Origin of the sequence: Achromobacter sp. HZ01 (assembly GCF_003267925.1) — a bacterium.
GTDB classification, from domain to species: domain Bacteria; phylum Pseudomonadota; class Gammaproteobacteria; order Burkholderiales; family Burkholderiaceae_B; genus Achromobacter; species Achromobacter pulmonis_A.
On record NZ_LWKV01000001.1, the window covers coordinates 768,083 to 787,810 of the forward strand.

Annotated in this window: 18 protein-coding genes; 7 read left to right on the top strand and 11 right to left on the bottom strand. The window is 71.2% G+C overall.

The annotated features are described in order from the left end of the window. Positions 1-9: 9 nt before the first annotated feature. A complete protein-coding gene (locus A6B37_RS03640; protein WP_111824933.1) occupies positions 10-2,133 on the bottom strand; it encodes a 3-hydroxyacyl-CoA dehydrogenase NAD-binding domain-containing protein in 2,124 nt (707 codons plus the stop codon). Between the two features lie 147 nt (positions 2,134-2,280). Here A6B37_RS03640 and A6B37_RS03645 point away from each other — a divergent pair, with 147 nt between their 5' ends. The 3 genes from A6B37_RS03645 to sodC all read left to right on the top strand — a co-directional run bounded on the left by A6B37_RS03645 (position 2,281) and on the right by sodC (position 5,237). Next, complete coding sequence (locus A6B37_RS03645; protein WP_102775961.1) at positions 2,281-3,210, top strand: LysR family transcriptional regulator; 930 nt, start codon at positions 2,281-2,283, stop codon at positions 3,208-3,210. A gap of 38 nt (positions 3,211-3,248) precedes the next feature. Then, on the top strand, positions 3,249-4,574 hold the full coding sequence (locus A6B37_RS03650; RefSeq protein ID WP_111824934.1) for a DUF445 domain-containing protein: 1,326 nt from the start codon (positions 3,249-3,251) through the stop codon (positions 4,572-4,574). 138 nt (positions 4,575-4,712) lie between these two features. After that, positions 4,713-5,237: a superoxide dismutase family protein gene (sodC, locus tag A6B37_RS03655; RefSeq protein WP_111824935.1), complete on the top strand. Its 525-nt coding sequence runs from the start codon at positions 4,713-4,715 to the stop codon at positions 5,235-5,237. Positions 5,238-5,241: 4 nt separating this feature from the next. Here the strand turns inward: sodC and A6B37_RS03660 are convergent, their stop codons facing one another. The 10 genes from A6B37_RS03660 to A6B37_RS03705 all read right to left on the bottom strand — a co-directional run bounded on the left by A6B37_RS03660 (position 5,242) and on the right by A6B37_RS03705 (position 15,563). Continuing rightward, positions 5,242-5,865, bottom strand: coding sequence for a glutathione S-transferase (locus A6B37_RS03660; protein WP_111824936.1), 624 nt, complete (start codon positions 5,863-5,865; stop codon positions 5,242-5,244). 85 nt (positions 5,866-5,950) lie between these two features. After that, positions 5,951-7,171: an MFS transporter gene (locus tag A6B37_RS03665; RefSeq protein WP_111825530.1), complete on the bottom strand. Its 1,221-nt coding sequence runs from the start codon at positions 7,169-7,171 to the stop codon at positions 5,951-5,953. An 80-nt stretch (positions 7,172-7,251) separates the two neighbouring features. Beyond that, positions 7,252-8,043 carry a type I methionyl aminopeptidase gene (gene map, locus A6B37_RS03670; protein WP_111824937.1) on the bottom strand — a complete coding sequence of 264 codons (792 nt, stop codon included), beginning with the start codon at positions 8,041-8,043 and terminating at the stop codon, positions 7,252-7,254. Continuing rightward, entirely contained in the window at positions 8,044-8,289 is a 246-nt protein-coding gene (locus A6B37_RS03675; protein ID WP_102775966.1) for a ParD-like family protein, read from the bottom strand. Between the two features lie 74 nt (positions 8,290-8,363). Next, positions 8,364-9,008, bottom strand: coding sequence for a DUF2894 domain-containing protein (locus A6B37_RS03680; protein WP_111824938.1), 645 nt, complete (start codon positions 9,006-9,008; stop codon positions 8,364-8,366). Further along, positions 8,998-9,648, bottom strand: coding sequence for an OmpA family protein (locus A6B37_RS03685; RefSeq protein ID WP_102775968.1), 651 nt, complete (start codon positions 9,646-9,648; stop codon positions 8,998-9,000). The genes A6B37_RS03680 and A6B37_RS03685 overlap by 11 nt, the downstream gene beginning before the upstream one ends. After that, positions 9,645-12,941 (bottom strand): DUF802 domain-containing protein, encoded by a 3,297-nt coding sequence (locus A6B37_RS03690; protein WP_111824939.1) that lies wholly within the window; start codon positions 12,939-12,941, stop codon positions 9,645-9,647. Before A6B37_RS03690 ends, A6B37_RS03685 begins: the two co-directional genes overlap by 4 nt. A 10-nt stretch (positions 12,942-12,951) precedes the next feature. Then, the gene (locus A6B37_RS03695; RefSeq protein WP_102775969.1) at positions 12,952-13,719 is read right to left on the bottom strand and encodes a DUF3348 domain-containing protein; all 768 of its coding nucleotides are present in this window, start codon (positions 13,717-13,719) and stop codon (positions 12,952-12,954) included. 107 nt (positions 13,720-13,826) lie between these two features. Next, the gene (locus A6B37_RS03700; protein WP_102775970.1) at positions 13,827-14,738 is read right to left on the bottom strand and encodes a LysR family transcriptional regulator; all 912 of its coding nucleotides are present in this window, start codon (positions 14,736-14,738) and stop codon (positions 13,827-13,829) included. Positions 14,739-14,777: 39 nt separating this feature from the next. Then, a complete protein-coding gene (locus tag A6B37_RS03705) occupies positions 14,778-15,563 on the bottom strand; it encodes a MipA/OmpV family protein (RefSeq protein ID WP_111824940.1) in 786 nt (261 codons plus the stop codon). Between the two features lie 134 nt (positions 15,564-15,697). On the opposite strand from A6B37_RS03705, the gene A6B37_RS03710 reads away from it, so the two are divergent. The 4 genes from A6B37_RS03710 to A6B37_RS03725 are packed head-to-tail and all read left to right on the top strand — an operon-like array spanning position 15,698 to position 19,656. Beyond that, positions 15,698-16,360: a response regulator transcription factor gene (locus tag A6B37_RS03710; RefSeq protein ID WP_102775972.1), complete on the top strand. Its 663-nt coding sequence runs from the start codon at positions 15,698-15,700 to the stop codon at positions 16,358-16,360. Next, a complete protein-coding gene (locus A6B37_RS03715) occupies positions 16,357-17,715 on the top strand; it encodes an ATP-binding protein (RefSeq protein ID WP_111824941.1) in 1,359 nt (452 codons plus the stop codon). The genes A6B37_RS03710 and A6B37_RS03715 overlap by 4 nt, the downstream gene beginning before the upstream one ends. Before the next feature lie 50 nt (positions 17,716-17,765). Continuing rightward, positions 17,766-18,995, top strand: a complete 1,230-nt coding sequence (locus A6B37_RS03720) for a helix-turn-helix domain-containing protein (RefSeq protein ID WP_111825531.1) — start codon at positions 17,766-17,768, stop codon at positions 18,993-18,995. A 31-nt stretch (positions 18,996-19,026) separates the two neighbouring features. After that, positions 19,027-19,656 (top strand): glutamine cyclotransferase, encoded by a 630-nt coding sequence (locus A6B37_RS03725; RefSeq protein WP_102775974.1) that lies wholly within the window; start codon positions 19,027-19,029, stop codon positions 19,654-19,656. Positions 19,657-19,728: the final 72 nt, after the last annotated feature.

Below are 19,728 nucleotides of genomic sequence, written 5' to 3' on the forward strand. Positions count from 1 at the left end.
GGTTGAAATTCAGGCGTTGCGGTTCAGGCTGGCGAAATCGCGGCCGCTCTCGGCCAGTTCGACCAGCAGCGGCGAGGGCTTCCAGAACGCCGGGTCCTGGGCCGCGTACCCGCGCAGATCGGCCAGGATGCGAGGCAGGCCCGCCTGGTCCGCGTAGTGCATCGGCCCTCCGCGGTAGCGCGGAAAGCCGTAGCCGGACAGGGCCACCACGTCGATGTCCGACGGCCGCAGGGCGATGCCTTCGCTCAGCACGTTGGCCGCTTCGTTGATCATGGCGGCCAGGTAGCGGCGCTGGATTTCTTCCTCTGAGAAGGCGCGCGGGCTGACGCCGGCGCGCCGGCGTTCGGCGTCGATGATGGCCAGCACCTCGGGGTCGGGCTGGCCCTGGCGCGCGCCGTCGGGGTAGAGGTAATAGCCGCGGCCGGTCTTCTGGCCGAACCAGCCGCGTTCGCACAGGCGGTCGGCGATCTGCACATAGCGCAGCGCCGGGTCGCGGGTGGCGGCGCGGCGCTTGCGCGTGGCCCAGCCGATGTCGCCGCCGGCCAGGTCCATCATCTGGTAGGGGCCCATCGGATAGCCGAAGGCGCGCACGGCGGCGTCGATCTCGTAGGGCGAGGCGCCGTCTTCCATCATCATGTCGGCGGCCTGGCGGTAGGCGGCCAGGATGCGGTTGCCGATGAAGCCGTCGCAGACCCCGGCGCGCACCGGGATCTTGCGCAGCCGGCGCGCCAGTTCGAAGCCGGTGGCCACGGTGTCGGGCGCGGTCCGGCTGCCGACCACCACTTCCAGCAGCTTCATGATGTTGGCCGGCGAGAAGAAGTGCAGGCCCAGCACGTCGGCCGGGCCGCGGGTGGCCTGGGCGATGCGGTCCACGTCCAGGTACGAGGTGTTGGTGGCCAGCACGGCGCCGGGCTTGGCCACGCGGTCCAGCTGCGCGAACACGGCGAGCTTGGCGTCCATGTCCTCGTAGATGGCTTCGATGATGAGGTCGGCCTCGGCCAGCGCGTCGTAGGACGTCGCGCCGGTGAAGCGCGCCAGGCGGGCGGCGCGTTCGTCCGCGTCCATCCGTCCTTTGCCGACCAGCAGGTCGTATACCCGCGCGACGCGCGCGCGGCCGCGCTCCAGGGCGGCCTCGTCCTGCTCGACCATCACCACCGGCAGGCCGGCGTCCAGCACCGCCACGGCGATGCCGGCGCCCATGGTGCCGCCGCCCACGACGCCGATCCGCTCCAGCCGCCGCGGCCGGGCCTGCATCAGTTCCGGCGCCTTGGCGGTCGCGCGTTCGGCGAAGAAGGCGTGCACCAGGCCGGCGCGCTGCGAGCTGTCCAGGCATTGCAGGAACAGCGCGCGTTCGGCTTGCAAGCCCTGTTCGAAAGGCAGTTCGATGGCGGCGCGCACGGCCTCGACGATGCGCGCCGGCGAATACAGCCCGCGGGAGGTGGCGGCGACGCGCTCGGCGGCGGCGTCGACCGCGGCCAGGGCCGCCGGCTTGTCGGCCAGGGCGGCGCTCGCGTCGCGGGTGCGGCGCGGGCCGGCGTGCATGGCGAGCAGCTGGCGGGCATGGGCCAGGCCGGCGCCGAGCGCGTCGTCGCCGTCGGCCACCGCATCGACCAGCCCGGCGGCCAGCGCGTCCTGGGCCGACAGATGGCGGCCCGACAGCATCAGGTCCAGCGCGGCCTGCGCGCCCATCAGGCGCGGGGCGCGCTGCGTGCCCCCGGCGCCGGGCAACAGGCCCAGATTGACTTCGGGCAGCCCCAGCCTGGCGCCGGGCAGGGCCACGCGATAGTGCGCGGCCAGCGCCACTTCCAGCCCGCCGCCCAGCGCGGCGCCGTGCAGCACGGCCACCACCGGCTTGGGACTGGCTTCGATCAGGTTGCACACCTCGGGCAGCGAAGGCGGCTGCGGCGGCTTGCCGAATTCGCGGATGTCGGCGCCGGCGATGAACGCCTTGCCGGAGCCGGTCAGCAGGATGGCGCGGACCTGCGCGTCGTCCCGGGCCTGCCTCACGGCCCGCGCCAGGCCGGCGCGCACCGCGGCGCTCAGGGCATTGACCGGGGGATGGTCGATGGTCACGACCAGGATGTCCTCGTAGCGGCGCGCGTGAACCGCGCCGGTGCTTGCGCTGTCTGTCATGGACAGGTGTCTCCGTCAGGGCATGCCGGGTTGGCCCGCCTCTTTTTTGTGTGCCATATTCTTTCCCAGTCAATAAGTCTTGACAATTCCAGCCACAATTGACATAACGTTTAAAAAAATTTGACGATGGCCGTGTAGGAGAGGCGGATGGACACCAAATCCCTGACCTTGCTGGTGGAAATCCTGGATGCCGGCAACCTGAGCGAGGCGGCGCGCCGGCTGAAGATGACGCGCGCCAACGTCAGCTATCACCTGAGCCAGCTGGAACGCTCGGTCGGCATGCAGCTGGTGCGGCGCACGACGCGGCGGGTCGAACCCACCGAGATCGGGCTCAAGCTCTATCGCCACGGCCGCAACATCCAGGATGAGATCACCGCGGCCCGCGAGTCGGTCGAGACCCTGGGCAAGACGCCGCAGGGCAAGGTGCGGCTGAGCGTGCCCAGCGGCTACGGCGGTTTCGTGATGACGCCCTGGCTGCTGGAGTTCAAGCAGGCCTATCCGGACATCGTGCTGGACGTGCTGTTCGAGAACAGCGTGGACGACCTGCTGCGCGACGAGGTCGACATCGCGGTGCGCATCATGTCCGAGCCGCCGCAGAACCTGGTGGCGCGCGAGCTGGGCCAGGTCCGCTACGTGGCCTGCGCGTCGCATGCCTATGCCGCCGCCCGCGGGCTGCCGCAGCGTCCCGAGGACCTGGCCAATTGTCCGGTCATCAGCGCCGCGGTCATCGGCCGGCCGTTGCGGCTGTCGGCCTATTACGGCGGCCTGCCGCGCCAGCACGTGGTGCTGGAGCCCACGGTGGTTTCGCGCAATTACGTTTTCCTGCGCGACGCGATCCGCGCCGGGCTGGGGGTGGGCATCGTGCCGGATTACGTGGTGCACCGGGACCTGGCCGCCGGCGAGCTGCTGCCCGCCCTGACGCCGTGGCGGCTCAGCATTTTCGGGCGCGCCATGTATATGCTGTACATGCCGAACCGGCACCATCCGCGGGCCATCTCGATGATGATCGAATTCATACTGGCGCGCGCCCAGGCCAGCCATGAAGGCATGCCGGGCCTGCTGGCCCCGGCCGGGTAGCGCCTGCTGGCCCTGGCCCCCCTCATCCCGGAGACTCCATGACAGACACGTCCACGTCCGGCGCCGCCCGCGCGACCCGTTCCGCCCTGGCGTCCGAGGCGCGCCGCGCGCAGCTGCGGCGCATGAAGATCGGCGCGCTGGCGCTGCTTGCGGCCATGATGGGCGGCTTCGTCCTCAGCCATGCGATGGGCGGGCAGGGGATCTGGGCCTGGGTGCGCGCCTTCTGCGAGGCGGCCACGGTGGGCGCGCTGGCCGACTGGTTCGCGGTGGTCGCGCTGTTTCGCCGCCCGCTGGGACTGCCGATTCCACATACCGCCATCATCCCGAGCAACAAGGACCGCATCGGCGACAACCTGGCGGTGTTCGTGCGCGACCACTTCCTGGACCCCGACGCGCTGATGGAAAAGCTGCGCGTGTTCGACCCGGCCGCGCGCCTGGGCCGCTGGCTGGGCCGCCCGCGCCAGGCGCGCGCGCTGAGCGAGGGCGCGCGCAACGTGGCGCTGCAGACGCTGGACCTGCTGGACGACCGCGCGGTGCGCGGCGTGATCCAGGAATTCGCGGTGAAGACCTTGCGCCGCTGGGACGCGGCCGACACGGCCGGCGAGGTGCTGGGCCTGCTCACGCGCGACGGCCGCCACCAGGAACTGCTGGACGCCGCGCTGGAACGGCTGGGCGGCTACCTGAGCGAAGAAGAGGTGAAGGCCCGCGCCTCGGGCCTGCTGGTCAAGTTCGCCAGGAAGGAATGGCCGCGCATCATCGCCGCGGTGGACGTGGTCAAGTCGGTCGAGGGCATCGCCGACAACCTGGCCGACCGGCTGGCGCGCGCGCTGGTGGAAGAACTGCGCGACGTGCTGTCGCAGCCGGAGCATCCGGTGCGCCGCGACTACGAGGCCTGGGTGCTGAACTACATCCGCCGGCTGCGCGACGATCCCGCGCTGGCCGCGCAGGTCGAGGCGCTCAAGCAGCGCGCCATCGACCACCCCAAGGTGCAGGAATACGTGCAAGGCCTGTGGGACGACATCCACGCGGCGTTGCGGCGCGATCTGTCCGACGAGGATTCGGCGCTGGCGCGCCACCTGGAAAATGCCTTGCTGGCGCTGGCCCGCAAGCTGGGCGAAGACCCCGGCCTGCGCGAGGCCGTCAACCGCCACGTGCTGGGCGGCGCGCGCCGCCTGACCGGCCGGCTGCGCAGCGGCGTCACCGAGCATATTTCGCGCACGGTGAAGAACTGGGACGAGCGCCACCTGGTCGACGAGCTGGAGCTGAGCGTGGGCAAGGACCTGCAATACATCCGCTTCAATGGCACCGTGGTCGGCGGGCTGATCGGCGTGGCGCTGCACGCGGTGGTGTCGGCGGTCTGGTGAGAGGCGCGGCAGGCCCGCGCCCTCCGTTTGTATCAGGAACGAAGATTGCTGGCGGGCGGCTCGGCGTGAATGCTATTGTTTTTGACGGCATGGGGCGGCGACCGGCCGGCCCTGGCCTGCGATTCCTGGAGGCACCACATGAAGAAAATATCGTTGCTGGTTTCGGCGCTTGCGCTGGCGGGCGCCGCCGGCGCGGCGTCGGCGGAAAGCGTTTCGATGTCCGTCCTGAGCGCGGACGGCGTGGGCAAGAGCGCCGGCACCATCACGGTCAAGGACACCAAGGGCGGGCTGGAGCTGACGCCGAACCTGAAGGGCTTGCCGCCCGGCGAACACGGCTTCCACGTGCACGAGAAAGGGTCTTGCGAGCCCGGCATGGTGAACGACCAGATGGCGCCCGGCGGCGCGGCCGGCGGGCACCTGGACCCCAAGGGAACCAAGGCCCACAAGGGCCCGATGGCGACCGACGGGCACCAGGGCGACCTGCCGTTCATCGTGGTTGCGGCCGACGGCTCGGCCAAGAAAGCGGTGGTCGCGCCGCACCTGAAGCTGGCCGACGTCAAGGGCCGCGCGCTGATGGTGCACGTGGGCGGCGACAACTACAGCGACACGCCCAAGCCGCTGGGCGGCGGGGGCGGACGCCTGGTCTGCGGCGTGGTGAAGTAGGCGCTCAGACCGTGCCGTTGCGGCCGTGCTGGCGGTAGCCTTCGCGCTCGGCCAGCCGGTCGTAATAGGCCTCGACGGCCGGCAGTCGCGGCTTGTCGAAGGGCGTGAGGAACCACCGGTTCACCGACAGGCCGACGGCGACGTCGGCCAGCGTGAAGGCCGCGCCCGACACATAGGCGCCGGTCTGTTGCAGGCGCTGGTCCAGGATGCCCATGAAGCGCGACCAGGCCTGGCACGAGGCCTCGATCGCGGCGGCGTCGCGGTGCGCGGCCGATTGCCGCGCCAGCGCCATGAAGGCATAGGACCAGGAACGGTTCAGATCGCTGGCCTGCCAGTCCAGCCACTGGTCGACGCGGGCGCGCAGCTTCGGTTCGGCCGGATACAGCGCCTGGCCGCCGTATTGCGAAGCCAGGTAGCGGATGATGCTGTTGGACTCCCACAGCACGAAGTCGCCGTCCTGGATCACGGGCACCATGGCGTTGGGGTTGAGCGCCAGGAAACCGGGCTCTTCCGTGGGCCTGAACCCCGAACCCCAGTCTTCGCGCTCGAAAGGCAGCCGCAGTTCGGCGCAGGTCCACAGCACCTTGCGCACGTTGATGGATGAGGCCTTTCCGAGGATTTTCAGCATGCTGTGCGCGCCGCGCGCTCCGTTTGTATGAACGGGGCAGTCTAGCGGCGGGCGGGCGCGGCCGCCAGATACAGATGCGCGCCGATCAGCCCGCAACAGTTGCGGGCTGGCTGCGCAGCCGCCGCACCGGCGAGCCGAACAGCACCGCGAACTGCACGGCGAAGCCTGCGGTGGACGCCCACAGGCAGGCTTCGATTCCGACCCGCGCGGCCAGCACGGCGCCGATCAGGGCGCCGACGGGGCGGGCGCCGTAGGTCGCGGTGAGGATCACCGAAGAGACCCGGCCCAGCATGGCGTTGGGCGTGACCGCCTGGCGCAGCGTGGTGGTGGTGATGGTCCACAGGATGGGGCCGGCGCCGAACAGGAACAGCCCGGCCGCCGCCCAGGCGCCCGACGGATGCGCCAGCGTGGCCAGCAGCAGGAGGCTGGCCGCCAGCGCGGCCAGGGGACCCGCGCCGATCATGGCGCCGAAGGACAGCCGCCGGGCCAGCCACGGCGCCAGCAGCGCGCCGGCCACCATGCCGCCGCCATACACGCCCAGCGTCGCGCCGACGGTCGCGGCCGACAGGCCGAGCCGGTCCACGGCATAGGCCACGTAGACGGCCTGCAGCACGAACCAGGCGGTATTGAAGAACACGGCGGTCACCAGCACCGGGCGCAGCAGCGGATGCGCGGCGACGAAGGATGCGCCTTCGCGCAACTCGGCCAGCATGCGCCGCCGGGGCCTGGGCGCGGGCGTCTCGCGCGGCAGGCCGGCGAGCAGCAGCGCCGCCAGCAGCGACAAGGCCGCGGCCAGCGCGTAGGCGGGCTGCGCGCCCATCCAGCCGACCAGGGCGCCGCCGGCCGCGGGGCCGGCCGAAAACGCCGCGCTGCGCGCCAGTTCCAGCCAGCGGTTGGCGCTGGCCAGTTCGGCTTGCGCGACCAGCCGCGGCACCAGCGCGGGCGCGGCCACGTTGTAGGCCACGGTGCCCAGCGCGCCCGCGAATCCCAGGGCGGCCAGCCAGCCCAGGTTCAGCAGGTTCGTCCACAACAGCGCCAGCAGGCCCAGCAGGCTGGCCGCGCGCACGGCCTCGGCCACGCTCATCAGGGTGCGGCGCGGCATGCGGTCGGCCAGCACGCCGGCCGGCAGCGACAACAGCAGGAACGGCAGGGTCTGGGCGGCCTGCAGATAGCCGGTCTGCGCGGCGCTGGCGCCCAGCGCCAACACCGCCACCAGGGGCGCGGCGGCCAGCGCCATCTGTTCGGAGAACTGGGCCGCCAGGTTGGAGGCGGCCAGGCGGCGGAAGGCGCGGGGCAGGGCGGGCATGGAAGCGGGGCGCAGGAACGGCGAGGGCACGATCATGATCGCGCCCCGGCCCGCCGGCACTCCGTTTCTTGCCGCGCCGGTCAGGGTATGGGCGGATAGGCGCCGAAGCCGTCCGGCCAGGGCGTCAGCACTTCATAGCCGGTCTCGGTCACGACCACCATGTGTTCCCACTGGGCCGACAGGGAGCGGTCCTTGGTCACCACGGTCCAGCCGTCGGGCAGCTGCTTGGTCTGGGGCTTGCCGGCGTTGATCATGGGCTCGATGGTGAACATCATGCCGGGCTGCAGCACCAGGCCCTCGCCCGGGCGGCCGTAGTGCAGCACCTGCGGTTCGTCGTGGTATATCTGGCCGATGCCGTGGCCGCAGTACTCGCGCACGATGCTGAAGTGCTCGCGGTGCGCCACCGTCTGGATCGCGTGGCCCACGTCGCCCAGGGTGGAGCCGGGCCTGACCGCCATGATGCCGGCGCGCATGGCCTCGTAGGTCGTTTCGACCAGGCGGCGCGCCAGCGGGCTGGGCTGGCCCACGTAATACATGCGGCTGGTGTCGCCGAACCAGCCGTCCTTGATGACGGCCACGTCGATGTTCAGGATGTCGCCGTTCTTCAGCACCTTGGCCGAGGGAATCCCGTGGCAGATCACGTGGTTGGCCGAGGCGCAGATGGTCTTGGGAAAGCCGTGGTATCCCACGTTGGCCGGGATCGCCTTCTGCACGTTGACGATGTAGTCGTGGCAGATGCGGTCGAGCTCGTCGGTGGTGACGCCGGGACGCACGTGTTCGGCGATCATGTGCAGCACTTCGGCGGCCAGGGCGCCGGCCTTGCGGGCCATTTCGATGTCGGCGGCGGACTTGATGGAGACTTTGCGCGCCATTTACGCGGCCTCCTGCTGGGCCGCCTGCGGCCGGCCCTGGGACAGCGCGGCGATGGCGAAACCTTCGGCCTGCTCGATGCGGATCAGCATCTGGCAGATGTCGGCGTGGCGCAATTCGGGGTAAAGCTCGGACAGCATGCCGATGCGCATCCAGTGCTCGGCCTGGGAGTTGATGGAGCGGCTCAGCGCGCCGCTGGCCACGCGCAGGTTCTCGTGCATCTGCTCGGAAATCTTGACTATGCCCATAAGTGATCCATATATAAACCGTATATGGACCGTATCTTACTCCGGCGCACGCGGCGCGCGCAAATCGCGGGCCGCTAGCGCGTCTTGCTGCGCGCGCTCTTCTTGGCGCCGGCGCGCGGCGCTTCCTTGGGCGGCGGCGCGGTGGCGGCCGCCATCTGCTCCATCCAGATCAGCGCGTCGGTATAGGACAGGAACTGCTGCAGGTAGCCGGGCGACAGCTCGCGCATCAGCGACAGCGCGCGGTGCACGAGCTGGTTGGAATTGAGCGGGCCGGCGTTCTTGTGGACCTGCTCCTGCGACTGCCGCACCTGGCGGTCGGCGCTGACCCGGGACCAGACGCCCTGGAAGTATTCCAGCACCGCCAGTTCCGGATAGGAGGCGCGCAGCTGCGCCGGCAGCGATTCCGCGGGTTCGTCCGGCGCGGGGGCGGCCAGCGCGTCGGCCAGCCGGGCCAGCGGGCCGGGGGCGGCCTCGGCCTGCGGCGCGGGTTCGGCCCGGCCGGCGGCGCGTTGCAGGTCGTCGGCGTAGGCTAGGATCAGTTCGGCCAGCCTGGCGTCCAGGCGCTGGCGCGCCGCGCCGTCATGCGCGGCGGCGCGCCGCGCCATCGCGTCGATCAGGCGAAAGCGCGCCGGCGCGTGGCGGTCGGCGCCGCTTTCGCGCCAGCCGTCCAGCACGGCCTGCGCGTCCAGCATTTCCGCGCGCGCGCCGTCAGCGCCCATGAGGCTGTTCCGCGTTGCCGGAGGGGCGGGGAACCGGCGTGATCTCGACCCGGCGGTTCTTGGCCCGGCCGGCTTCGTCGGCGTTCGAGGCCACCGGCTGCTCGGCGCCGAAGGCGGCCGCGAATACGGACGAGGAGGGCACGCCTTCGTCGATCAGCGCGCGCGTGACCGTCAGCGCGCGCTGGGCCGACAGGTCCCAGTTGTCCGCGAAGCGGCGGTTGCCTTCGCGCACCTGCTGGTCGTCGGTATAGCCGCTGACCATCAGGATCTCGTTGTGGGTCCTCAGGTAGGCCGCCAGCGGCTCGATCAGGGTCTTGAGCACCTCGCGGCCTTCCGGCTGCAGCTGGTCGGAGTTCAGCGCGAACAGCACGCTGCCGCTGATGCCGATGCGCCCGTCGATCAGGGTCACGCGCCCGGCGGCCAGCGGGCCGGCCAGCGCCTGTTCCAGCGTCTCGCGGCGCTGGGTTTCGGCTTCGCGCTGCTTGACCTCTTCTTCGAGCTGGGTCGACAGCTGCAATTGCAGCGCGACGACGCTGACCAGGATCAGGACGAAAGCGCCCAGCAGCACCGACATCAGGTCGCCGAAGACGGCCCAGGCCGGGACCGTCGGCTCCACGCCGCCGTCGATGTCCTCGTTCATGCCGTTTCCGCCGCGGGCGCCGCGCGCTGGCTGGCCAGCTGCTGCAGGTTCTCGACGATCTGCTTCTGCGACATCATGCTCAGGTCCACGACCTCACGGGCCTGCGCCACGTAATAGGCGAGCTGTTCGTCGCCGCGCGCGATGGACTTGTCCAGCGCCGCTTCGATGCGCTGCAGATGGGTGAGCAGCTTGTCGTTGGATTCGCCGAACAGTTGCACCGCCGCGCCGAAGGATTCGCCCAGGCTGGCGACTTCGACGGCGCTGCTGGTGACCTGCGCGGCCACGTCGGCCAGCCTGCCGGCCTCGCTTTCGACCAGGCCGGTGAACTGCGCGCCCACCCGGTCGAGCAGACCGGCCGAGGAGGACACCAGCGCGTCCACCGCCGAGCGCTGTTCGGCGGCCGTGTGGTTGACGGCGTCCAGCAGCGTGCCCAGGGTTTCGAGCAGGCGGCTGCGTTCTTCCAGCATCTCGTTGTCGCGCTCCATGCTGTCGGACAGCTTCTGGCGCAGTTCGCCGATGACCTCGGCGGCGGCGCGCGGCGCCTCGGAGGCGGCCTGCACCAGGCGGCCGATCTCGGCGATGGTCTCGCTGGCGTGGGCCTGCGTCTGCGAGGCGATGTCCTGCGCGGTCAGCGCCAGGGTGTCGCAGATCTGCTGCTGTTGGCTGGCGGTGCTGGCGCCGGCCTGTTCCCACTGGTCGCGCAGCGTGTCGGCCATTTCGCCGAGCTTGCCGGTCCAGGCGGCCAGGCGGGCTTCGTCGCTGCCGGCCAGCGCGGCCTGCAGTTCGGCGTGCGAGCGCTGCAGGGTCTGCAGCAGCTGTTCGGCCTGCCGGCCGAAGGCGGCCGTGGCGCTTTCCAGCGCCTGCTGGTTGCTGCCGGCCAGCTGCGCGCCGACCTGTTCCTGGCGCGCCTGCGCGTCGATCCAGGCCTGCGTGACGCCGTGGGCCGCCGCCTCCAGGCGGGTGCAGATGTTTTCGAGCAGGCTGGAATGCGCCTGGGCCTGTTCGGCCAGTTCGCGCGACGCCTGGGTCAGCGTGTCGCCGATCTCCAGCTGGCGCAGCGCGGCCTGGGTGCCGGCCTGTTCCCATTCGTGGCCGAGGCGCTCGGCCAGCGTGGACAGCGTGCCGGTCCAGGCGGCCAGGCGTTCCTGGTCGCGCGAGGCCAGCGCGGATTGCAGTTCGGTCTGAGACTGGTCCAGCGTGCGCAGCAGGCCGGCGGCGTGCCGTTCGAAGGCGGCGGCCGCGGCTTCGAGCGCCGCCTGGTTGTCGCCGGCCAGCTTTTCGCTGAGCTGTTGCTGCTGCGCCAGCGCGCCGCTCCATTGTTCGGAGACGCCGCGCGCGGCGCTCTCCATGCGCGCGGCCACGCCTTCGAGCAGCGCGGCCTGGGCCTGCGCCTGGGTGGACGCGTCGTGCACGGTCCGGGCCAGCGATTCGGTGATCTCCTGCTGGCGCGCCACGGTCTGCGCGCCGGCCGCTTCCCATTGCTGGCCGAGCGCCGCGGTCATCGAGGCCAGGGCGCCGCTCCACGCGGCCAGGCGTTCCTGGTCGCGCGCGGCCAGCGCGGCCTGCAGGTCGGCGTGCGATTGCTCCAGCGTGCGCAGCAGCGAGGAGGAATGCTGCTCGAACGTGGCGGCGGCCGCTTCCAGGGCCTGGCGGTTGTCGCCGGCCAGGCGTGCGCTGGCGGCTTCCTGGCGCGACAGCGCATCGGTCCATTGCTGCGACACGCCGTTGGCGGCGGCTTCCATGCGCGCAGCCACGCCTTCGAGCAGGCCCGCCTGGGTGGCGGCCTGCGCGGTGACGTCGCGCACGGTCTGCGCCAGCGTCTCGGCGATGGCCTGCTGGCGCTCGGCGGCCTGGGCGCCGGCCTGCTGCCATTCCTGGCGCAGCGTCGCGCCCATGGCGCCCAGCGTCTCGGTCCAGGCCGCCAGGCGCTGCTGGTCGCGCGAGGCCAGTTCGGATTGCAGGGCGTCATGCGACTGGTTCAGGGTGCGCAGCAGCGAGGCCGAGTGCTGCTCGAAGCTGGCGGCGGCCGCGGTCAGCGCCTGCAGGTTGTCGCCGGCCAGTTTTTCGCTGGCCTGTTCCTGGCGCGCCAGCGCCTGGCTCCAGGCCTGCGACATATCGCCGGAAGAGGCCTCCAGGCGCGCGGAGACCTGATCCAGCAGCGCGGCCGAGCGTTGTTCGAAGGTCTGGGCGTAGCGGTCCAGCGATGCGCGCAGGTCCTGGGCCAGTGCTTCGCTGGCGCGCTGCTGTCCGGCCAGGGCCTGGTTCCAGATCTCGGCCACGTTGGCGGTCGAGGCCTGCAGGCCGGCGGTCAGGCCGTCGAGCTGGCGCTGCACGGCCTGGGCCACGGTGTCCTGCAGGTTGGCGGTTTCGCGCGACAGGCTGGCCATGGTGGCCGCGACCACCGGCTGCAGGGCTTCGCCGGCCGAACGGGCGCTGTGCGCCACGCCGTCCTTCATCGATTGCTCCATGACCGACGCCAGGCGGGCGTAGGCCGCCTCGGCCTTGCCCTGGAAGGCGTCCTGGCTGGCCAGCTGGCGGTCGTTGAGCGCCTGGTGCTGGCGCGTCATGCCGTCCATCATGGCCTGCAGCTTGTCGACCAGCGCGGGCATGGCCTCGGCCTGGCGCTGCATGACTTCGGCCTGGCGTTGCAGCAGCTTGAAGGACTCTTCGCGCTGATAACCTTGCGAATACACGCGCAGGGCGGTGGCGGCCTTGGCGTCGAGCAGCTGCGCGGCGCGGATGCGGTCGCGCCGGCACAGGGCGGCCAGCAGCCCCAGCATCGCCGAGGTGGCCACGCCGGCGATCGAGGTGCCGAACGCGAATCCCAGGCCCTTGACCGGCGCGGCCAGCGAGGCGCGGATGGCGGCGAGGTCCGTGGCGCTCTCCAGCGCCAGGCCGGTGCCGCGCAGCGTCACCACCATGCCCAGGAAGGTCCCCAGCATGCCCAGCAGCACCAGCAGCCCCACCAGGTACGGCGTCAGCGCCGGCCCGGGCAGGCCGGCGCGCTCGCCCTCGATGCGCAGGCGCGCGGCGTTGCGCAGGCTGGCGGGCAGCTGGTCCAGCCAGCTGGCCAGGTTGCCCGGCGCCTCGGCCAGCCCGGAGAGGGCGCGGCTCAGGGCCGAGGTGGCCCGCTGGTAGCGCCACAGTTCGTACGCGCCGGCGAGATAGCAGACGCCGATGAGCAGGGTCACGGCCAGCGCCAGCGGGTTGGTGCCCGCATAGCCCAGGCCGATCCAGCCCGCAACGGCCAGGCCGGCCAGGAAAACAACGAGATTGATCAGGTATCGGGACATAGTGTCCTGGTTAGTGTGTACGGATCTGGCCGGTGCGCAGGGCGGCAAGCAGCCCCTCGACCGGTTGTAAACGGACATCCAGTTCGGCGAGCAGGACGCTGCGCATGTCTTTGCGGAACGTCTCCAGCCAGGCGCCGGCCGCGGCCGCAGGCGCCTCGGCGCCGTCGTCGCCGGCTTCGGCCAGGGCCTGCGCCTCGGCCTGGCGCAGGCGTTCGAAATGGCCTTGCAGCAGTTTCGGGATGGCGCCCAGCAGGGCGCGCTCCTTGGGCAGCAGGGCGCGGTCCATGATGGCGTCGACCACCGCCAGGCGCGTCCATTCGCCATTCCTGGCCGCGACCATGCCGCGCAGCCGGCTGCGCAGGTTGCCCACGGCGGTTTCCATCGTGTGCTGCAACGACAGATAGCGCTGGCGGAAATTCGCGTAATCGGCCTCGGCTTCGGCCAGGGCCGCCAGCTTCTTTGCCGGCGCCTGTCCCGGCGCGGGACGCCTGGCGGCCGTGGCCGCGGTATCGCTGGCGATGGCGTCGGCCAGGGTGGCGCGCACGCGCTCGCATTCGCGCTCCTCGGCGCTGCTGAACATGCGCGCGCCCGGCGCGATCACGGGCGGGCTGGTGTTGAGCGCCGCCGAAAGGGCGATCGCGTCCGTCCAGCCGAGCCACTGGCTCAGATGGTCAGAGAGCGATTGCCTGGATTGCGCGACATCGACATCCGTCAGGCGAGTCAGCAAGCGAATGAGCGTCGGGCCGCTTAAACCGGTGCGCTGGGGGGCCTGCAACATACCACCAGAGTCAAAAAGGGGGGAGTTTACACGGTGGCGGGCGGCGTGGCGGGCGGAAAGGGGGCGGGGCCGGGTAAACGGGGTCGTATCACCCGGCGCATGTCGCGCTAGGCCGCGCGGGCCAGCGGCGGTTCGGCGGCCAGCGCGGCCGCGGGCGCGTCCAGATACTCTGCCAGGAAGTCGATCAGGCGGCGGGTCTTGGCCGGCAGCAGGCGGGTCTCGGTCACGGCGTGCACGGCGACCGGTTCCAGGCTCCAGGTCGGCAGCACGCGCACCAGTCCGTCGGCGCCGCCGCCCAGCGCCGCGATGCCTGCGCCCATCTGGGCCAGCTGCCTGGCCATGCAGGCGTCGTTGGCGCCATAGCGCAGGGACGCCGGGACGTCGCGCCGCTCGGTCCCGCGCCGCAGCCGCCAGGGGCCGGCCGGGCAGGCGCCCTGGCGCAACCCGATGCAGTCGTGGCGTTCCAGGTCTTCGGGTTCGCGCGGCGCGCCTCGCGCGGTCAGATAGGCGGGCGAGGCATACAGCCCGGCCTGCACCGCGCCCAGGCGGCGCGCCACCAGCGTGGAGTCGGGCAGCTCGCCCAGGCGGATCGACACGTCGGCGGCATCGGGCGCGCGCTCGGCGCTTTCGCGCTCGGCCACGGACAACTGCAGCCGGATGTCCGGGTAGCGGCGCCCGAAAGCCACCATGGCTGGCATCAGCGCGTCCAGCGCATGGGCCGCCGGCAACTGCACCCGCAGCGGTCCGCTGGGCGTGTCCAAATGCTCGCGCAGCTCGGCGTGCGCCAGTTCGGCTTCGGCCACGATGCGGCGGCAGCGCTCAAAATACAGGCGGCCCGCGTCGGTCAGTTCCACGCGCCGCGTGTTGCGGTTGAGCAGGCGCAGCCCGACCGACCGCTCCAGTTCGGCGACGTGGCGCGACACCGTGGAGGTGGGGACGCCGAGCGCGGCGGCGGCGCGGCTGAAGCTGTGCGCCTTCGCCACTTCGGCGAACAATTCCATGCCATGCAGGCGTTTCATCTGGGATCTCCCTGGTTGCGGGCCGGCCGGCCCTGGCCGTCAGAATGCGTAGATGACGCCGACGTGGGCGAACGCGTTGGTCTCGCGGTCGGTCAGCGGGCTGTCGCGGGCGTCGCCGGCCAGGGTGCTGACGCCCAGCGTGGTCACCGCGGCCCAGCGGTCGTTGAAGCTGTGTGTCCAGGTGCCGAAGACCGACACGGACTTGAAGCCGGACGAGGCCGAGTAGGTATCCAGCCCGGCGCGGCTGCGCGCGGCCTGCGAGGGCGTGACGCCAAACCACGTCTGCATGTAGTCGCTGTCGGCCCATTGCGTGTTGGCGCCGATCGAGACGCGGTTGCGCGTGTCGCGCCATGCCGTGTAGGTTGCGCGCAGGTCCAGCGTGGCGCCATAGCCGCTTTTCGCGGCCTGCCGGTAGGCCGCGATCACCGAGAAGTCCCCGGGCGACCATTCGATGAAGGCGCCGTAGGTGCCGTGGAAGTCGATGTCTTCCAGTCCCTTGGTGAGGTCGGCGTCATCGGCCTTGCGTCCCAGCCCCATGCCGACGAAGGCGCCGGTGGTCCAGTCCGGCGCCAGGTCGAACTTCAGGCCCATGGCCGGCAGGCCCGCGCGCGGCGAAATGAAGAAGTGTCCGGACTGGTATTGGATCAGCGGCACGGGCAGGGCGCGGTATTCGCTGGAGCCTTCGTACACCGGTATGGCGCCCACGCCCATGCCGATGAAGTTGCGGCGCTGTCCCTCGTTCTCGGCGCGTGCGTTGCCCGTCAGCGCCGCCAGCAGCGCGGCCGAGGCCGCCAGCGTCCTGCTTGATAAAATCAGTGGCTTCATTCCATTGCTTCCTTTGTTCCCAGGCGGGCCGGCTGCCTCGCCCTACGCGAACCGCATTGTCGGCATGGGGTTTTAATAATTTTTTAAATGGGCGCCGGCATGATTCGCCCTCGTTCGTTTGCCTTGGAGTTCTCTTGCGTGTCCTGTTAGTCGAAGACGACGCCATGCTGGGCGACGCCTTGCATACCGGCCTGGGTCAGTCGGGGGTGGACGCGCACTGGGTGCGCGACGTCGCGCAGGCCAGGCTGGCCCTGGTCGAACATGCTTTTCAGGCCGTGCTGCTGGACTTGGGGCTGCCCGACGGCAGCGGCCTGGCGGTCCTGAAGCAACTGCGCGCGCGCTACGACGCGACTCCGGTGCTCATCCTGACCGCGCGCGACCGGCTCAGCGAACGCGTCCAGGGCCTGGACCTGGGCGCCGACGACTACATCGTCAAGCCGTTCCAGCTCGATGAGCTGCTGGCCCGGCTGCGCGCCGTGGTCCGGCGCAGCAGCAACACGGTGGTGTCGGCGCTGCGCTGCCGCGACGTGGTGCTGGAACCCGCAAGGCGGGTGGTGACGCGCGCCGGCGTGGAGATCGGACTGAGCGCACATGAATACCGCACGCTGCTGGCGCTGATGGAGCGCATCGGCCATACCGTCAACCGCGAGCAGCTGGAGGCCGCCGTCTATGGCGACAGCGGCGCGATCGAAAGCAACACGGTGGCCGTGTACATCCACCAGCTGCGCCGCAAGCTGGGCGACGGGCTGATCACGACGGTGCACGGCCTGGGCTATCGCATCGAAGAGGCTTCATGAAGACCTTGCGCAGGCAGTTGACGGTCACGCTGCTGCTGACCCTGTTGCTGGCCTGGATCGGCGTGTCGGCCTTCCAGCAGTACGAAACCATGCGAGCCCAGACCGGCGTGCGCGACCTGTGGCTGCGCGACGCGGCCACCCAGATGCTGGCCTCGCTGCCGGTCAGCCTGCTGGGCAGCGTGGCGCCCACCGAACGCTTCGCGCCGCCCGGAGCGGAACTGGTCGACGGCGACCGGGTGCGCTTTCATGTGTGGTCGCTGGCCGACCGGCGGCTGCTGATGCGTTCGCCTGAGTCGCCCGAAGCGCCGCTGAGCGCGACGCTTGCCGACGGCTACGCCGACGTGACGCTGGACGGCGCCGCGTGGCGCGTGTTTTCGCTCACCGACGCCAGCGGCCGCGTGCAGGTGCAGGTGGCCAAGCCCGAGAGTGAATGGCGCGCGCGGTCCTGGTACAGCGTCAAGCGCGGCCTCATCATCGTCTCCATTCTGTTCGTGCTGCTGGCGGCGGTGAGCTGCGCGGTGGTGTGCCGGGCTTTCCGCAAGGTGGACCAGACGGGCGCGGCGATCGCGCGCCGCGAGCCGTTCGACCTGGCGCCCGTGCCGTCGGCCGGCATGCCGGGCGAACTGCATCCGTTCATCCAGTCGATCAACCAGTTGCTGGGACGGGTGAAGGCCGGCATGGACCGCGAGCGCCGCTTCCTGGAGGACGCGGCGCACGAACTGCGCACGCCGCTGGCCGCGCTCAGCGCGCATGCCGAACTGGTGGCGCGCAGCATCGGAACCGGCGGCGAGACGGCCTCGATCGAAAAGCTGCGGCAGGTCGCGCAGCGCACTTCGCGCCTGTCGGAGCAGTTGCTGGATCAGGCCCGCATGGATGCGTTGAGCGCAGGCGCCGACGCGCCAGAGACGATCGAACTGGACAAGCTGGTCGTGATGCTGGCGCGGGATTGCGAATCGGACGCGACCCGCAAGCGCCAGCGCATCCTGCTCGAAGTCCGGGCCTGTACGGTCCAGGGGCGAGTCGACGCGATGGGCGTGCTGCTGCGCAACCTGCTCGACAACGCGGTCCGCTATACGCCAGAGGGCGGGCAGATCGCCGTGTCCTGCGGCCCTACGCCGGATGGCGGCGCGTTCCTGCGCGTGGCCGACGACGGCCCCGGCATCGCGCCGGCCCAGCGCCGGCGCGTCTTCGACCGCTTCTACCGCGCCGCCGGCAGCGCCGGCGGCGGCAGCGGCATCGGCCTGTCGCTGGTGGCGCAGATCGCCCGCCAGCATCACGCCGAGATCAGCCTGGACGAGGGCCTGCGCGGCGCAGGCGTGGCGCTGACGCTGAATTTCCCGCCGGCTGGTCGGTGATAGATTAGGGCTTGCACACTGAATGGAGCCGCGCACGTGGCGCAATGTCCATGGATTCCCTGATCGCATCGGCGGCGCGGGCGCTGGCGGCCGGCGATCCGCTGGCCGCGCTGAATCTGGCCGCCTTGCGCGGCGACGCGCCGGCGCTCGCCCTGCGCGGCATCGCCATGGCGCAGTTGGGCGATTTCCGCCGCGCCCGCACCCTGCTGCGCAGCGCCGCCCGCGGCTTCGACGCCAAGGACGTGCTGTCGCGCGCCCGCTGCGTGGTGGCCGAGGCCGAGATCGCGCTGGTCTCGCGCGAGCTGGCCTGGCCGGAGAAGGCGCTGGAGGCCGCGCGCGCCGCCTTGCAGGCGCACGGCGATCCGGCCAATGCCGCGCACGCCCGTCATCTGCAGGCGCGCCGGGCGCTTCTGATCGGCCGGCTCGACGACGCCGAACGCGCGCTGGCCGCGCTCGACCCCGCCGCGCTGGCGCCCGCGTCGCGCGCCATCCATGAACTGATCGCCGCCGGCATCGCCTTGCGGCGGCTGCGGATACAGCCCGCGCGCGCCGCGCTGGCCCAGGCCGAGATCGCGGCCAATCACGCCGGCATTCCGGCGCTGGCGGCCGAGGTCGAAAGCGCGTCGATGGTGCTGACCGCGCCGGCCGCGCGCCTGCTCGGGCGCGGCGGCGAACGCCTGTTGCTGCTGGACGAGGTCGAGGCGCTGCTGGCGTCCGACACGCTGGTGGTGGACGCCTGCCGCAACGCGGTGCGCGAGGCCGGCGCGGTGGTGCCGCTGGCGAGCCGGCCGGTGCTGTTCGCGCTGGCCCGCGCGCTGGCGCAGGCCTGGCCGCAGGCCGTCGCGCGCGAGGCCTTGAGCCGGCAGGCCTTTCGCAGCGCGTACTTCGATGACACGCACCGCGCGCGCCTGCGCGTGGAAATCGGCCGGCTGCGCACGGCGCTGCGGCCGCTGGCCGGCATCGTCGCCACGCGCGAAGGCTATGCGCTCGAGCCGCGGTCGGGACGCGAGGCCGTGGTGCTGGCCCGCCCGGTCGAAGACGCCGACCGCGACCACGGCGCCATCCTGGCGTTCCTGGCCGACGGCGAGGCCTGGTCCAGTTCGGCGCTGGCGCTGGCCCTGAACGCCAGCCAGCGCACGGTGCAGCGCGCGCTCGATGCGCTGGCCGCCGCCGACAAGGTGCAGTCGCGCGGGCAGGGCCGCGCGCGGCGCTGGATCACCCCGCCCATGCCCGGATTCACGACAACCTTGTTGCTCCCGGCCGCGCTGGCGGCGGACTAGCATGGAGGCGTCTCTTTTGGAGGATACCGACATGAAACGCTCCCAAGCCCGCATCATCCGCGAATACGGCCCGTTCGAGAACGTGAGCGCCGTGCACGGCCTGACCTACGATGGCAGCCAGGTGTGGTTCGCCGTGGGCGACAGGCTGCTGGCCATGGACCCCGACAGCGGCGCCACGACGCGCGCCATCGACGTCGCGGCCAGCGCCGGCACGGCCTACGACGGCAGGCATCTCTACCAGATCGCCGACGGGCGCATCCAGAAAATCGAGCCGGCCAGCGGCCGCGTGGTCTCCACCATCGCCGCGCCGGGCGGCGGCGAGGACTCGGGCCTGGCCTGGGCCGAAGGCAGCCTGTGGGTGGGCGTGTACCGCCAGCGCAAGATCCACCAGGTGGACCCGGAATCCGGCCGCGTGCTGCGCACGATCGCTTCGGATCGCTACGTCACGGGCGTGACCTGGGTGGACGGAAAGCTGTGGCACGGCACCTGGGAGGACGGCGCCAGCGAGTTGCGCGAACTGGACGCGCGCACCGGCGAAGTGCTGCAAAGCGTGGAAATGCCGGCCGGCACGGGCGTCTCGGGGCTGGAGTCCGACGCCGGCGAACGCCTGTTCTGCGGCGGCGGCGACAGCGGCAAGGTGAGAGTCGTGCAGAGGCCTTAGCGCTTAAGCGTTAAGCAGTTCTAGGGTAAATCCTGACATAAAGCTGATTGTCACCGATTAGTCGGAAAGGTT

Bases quoted from the DNA above. Each gene is read 5' to 3' on its own strand.
- A6B37_RS03665 (WP_111825530.1), bottom strand. From the start codon at position 7,171: ATGCCCGCCCTGCCCCGCGCCTTCCGCCGCCTGGCCGCCTCCAACCTG.
- A6B37_RS03650 (WP_111824934.1), top strand. From the start codon at position 3,249: ATGACAGACACGTCCACGTCCGGCGCCGCCCGCGCGACCCGTTCCGCC.
- A6B37_RS03685 (WP_102775968.1), bottom strand. From the start codon at position 9,648: ATGAACGAGGACATCGACGGCGGCGTGGAGCCGACGGTCCCGGCCTGG.
- A6B37_RS03715 (WP_111824941.1), top strand. From the start codon at position 16,357: ATGAAGACCTTGCGCAGGCAGTTGACGGTCACGCTGCTGCTGACCCTG.
- A6B37_RS03725 (WP_102775974.1), top strand. From the start codon at position 19,027: ATGAAACGCTCCCAAGCCCGCATCATCCGCGAATACGGCCCGTTCGAG.
- sodC (WP_111824935.1), top strand. From the start codon at position 4,713: ATGAAGAAAATATCGTTGCTGGTTTCGGCGCTTGCGCTGGCGGGCGCC.
- A6B37_RS03660 (WP_111824936.1), bottom strand. From the start codon at position 5,865: ATGCTGAAAATCCTCGGAAAGGCCTCATCCATCAACGTGCGCAAGGTG.
- A6B37_RS03700 (WP_102775970.1), bottom strand. From the start codon at position 14,738: ATGAAACGCCTGCATGGCATGGAATTGTTCGCCGAAGTGGCGAAGGCG.
- A6B37_RS03705 (WP_111824940.1), bottom strand. From the start codon at position 15,563: ATGAAGCCACTGATTTTATCAAGCAGGACGCTGGCGGCCTCGGCCGCG.
- map (WP_111824937.1), bottom strand. From the start codon at position 8,043: ATGGCGCGCAAAGTCTCCATCAAGTCCGCCGCCGACATCGAAATGGCC.
- A6B37_RS03680 (WP_111824938.1), bottom strand. From the start codon at position 9,008: ATGGGCGCTGACGGCGCGCGCGCGGAAATGCTGGACGCGCAGGCCGTG.
- A6B37_RS03690 (WP_111824939.1), bottom strand. From the start codon at position 12,941: ATGTCCCGATACCTGATCAATCTCGTTGTTTTCCTGGCCGGCCTGGCC.
- A6B37_RS03645 (WP_102775961.1), top strand. From the start codon at position 2,281: ATGGACACCAAATCCCTGACCTTGCTGGTGGAAATCCTGGATGCCGGC.
- A6B37_RS03720 (WP_111825531.1), top strand. From the start codon at position 17,766: ATGGATTCCCTGATCGCATCGGCGGCGCGGGCGCTGGCGGCCGGCGAT.
- A6B37_RS03675 (WP_102775966.1), bottom strand. From the start codon at position 8,289: ATGGGCATAGTCAAGATTTCCGAGCAGATGCACGAGAACCTGCGCGTG.
- A6B37_RS03695 (WP_102775969.1), bottom strand. From the start codon at position 13,719: ATGTTGCAGGCCCCCCAGCGCACCGGTTTAAGCGGCCCGACGCTCATT.
- A6B37_RS03640 (WP_111824933.1), bottom strand. From the start codon at position 2,133: ATGACAGACAGCGCAAGCACCGGCGCGGTTCACGCGCGCCGCTACGAG.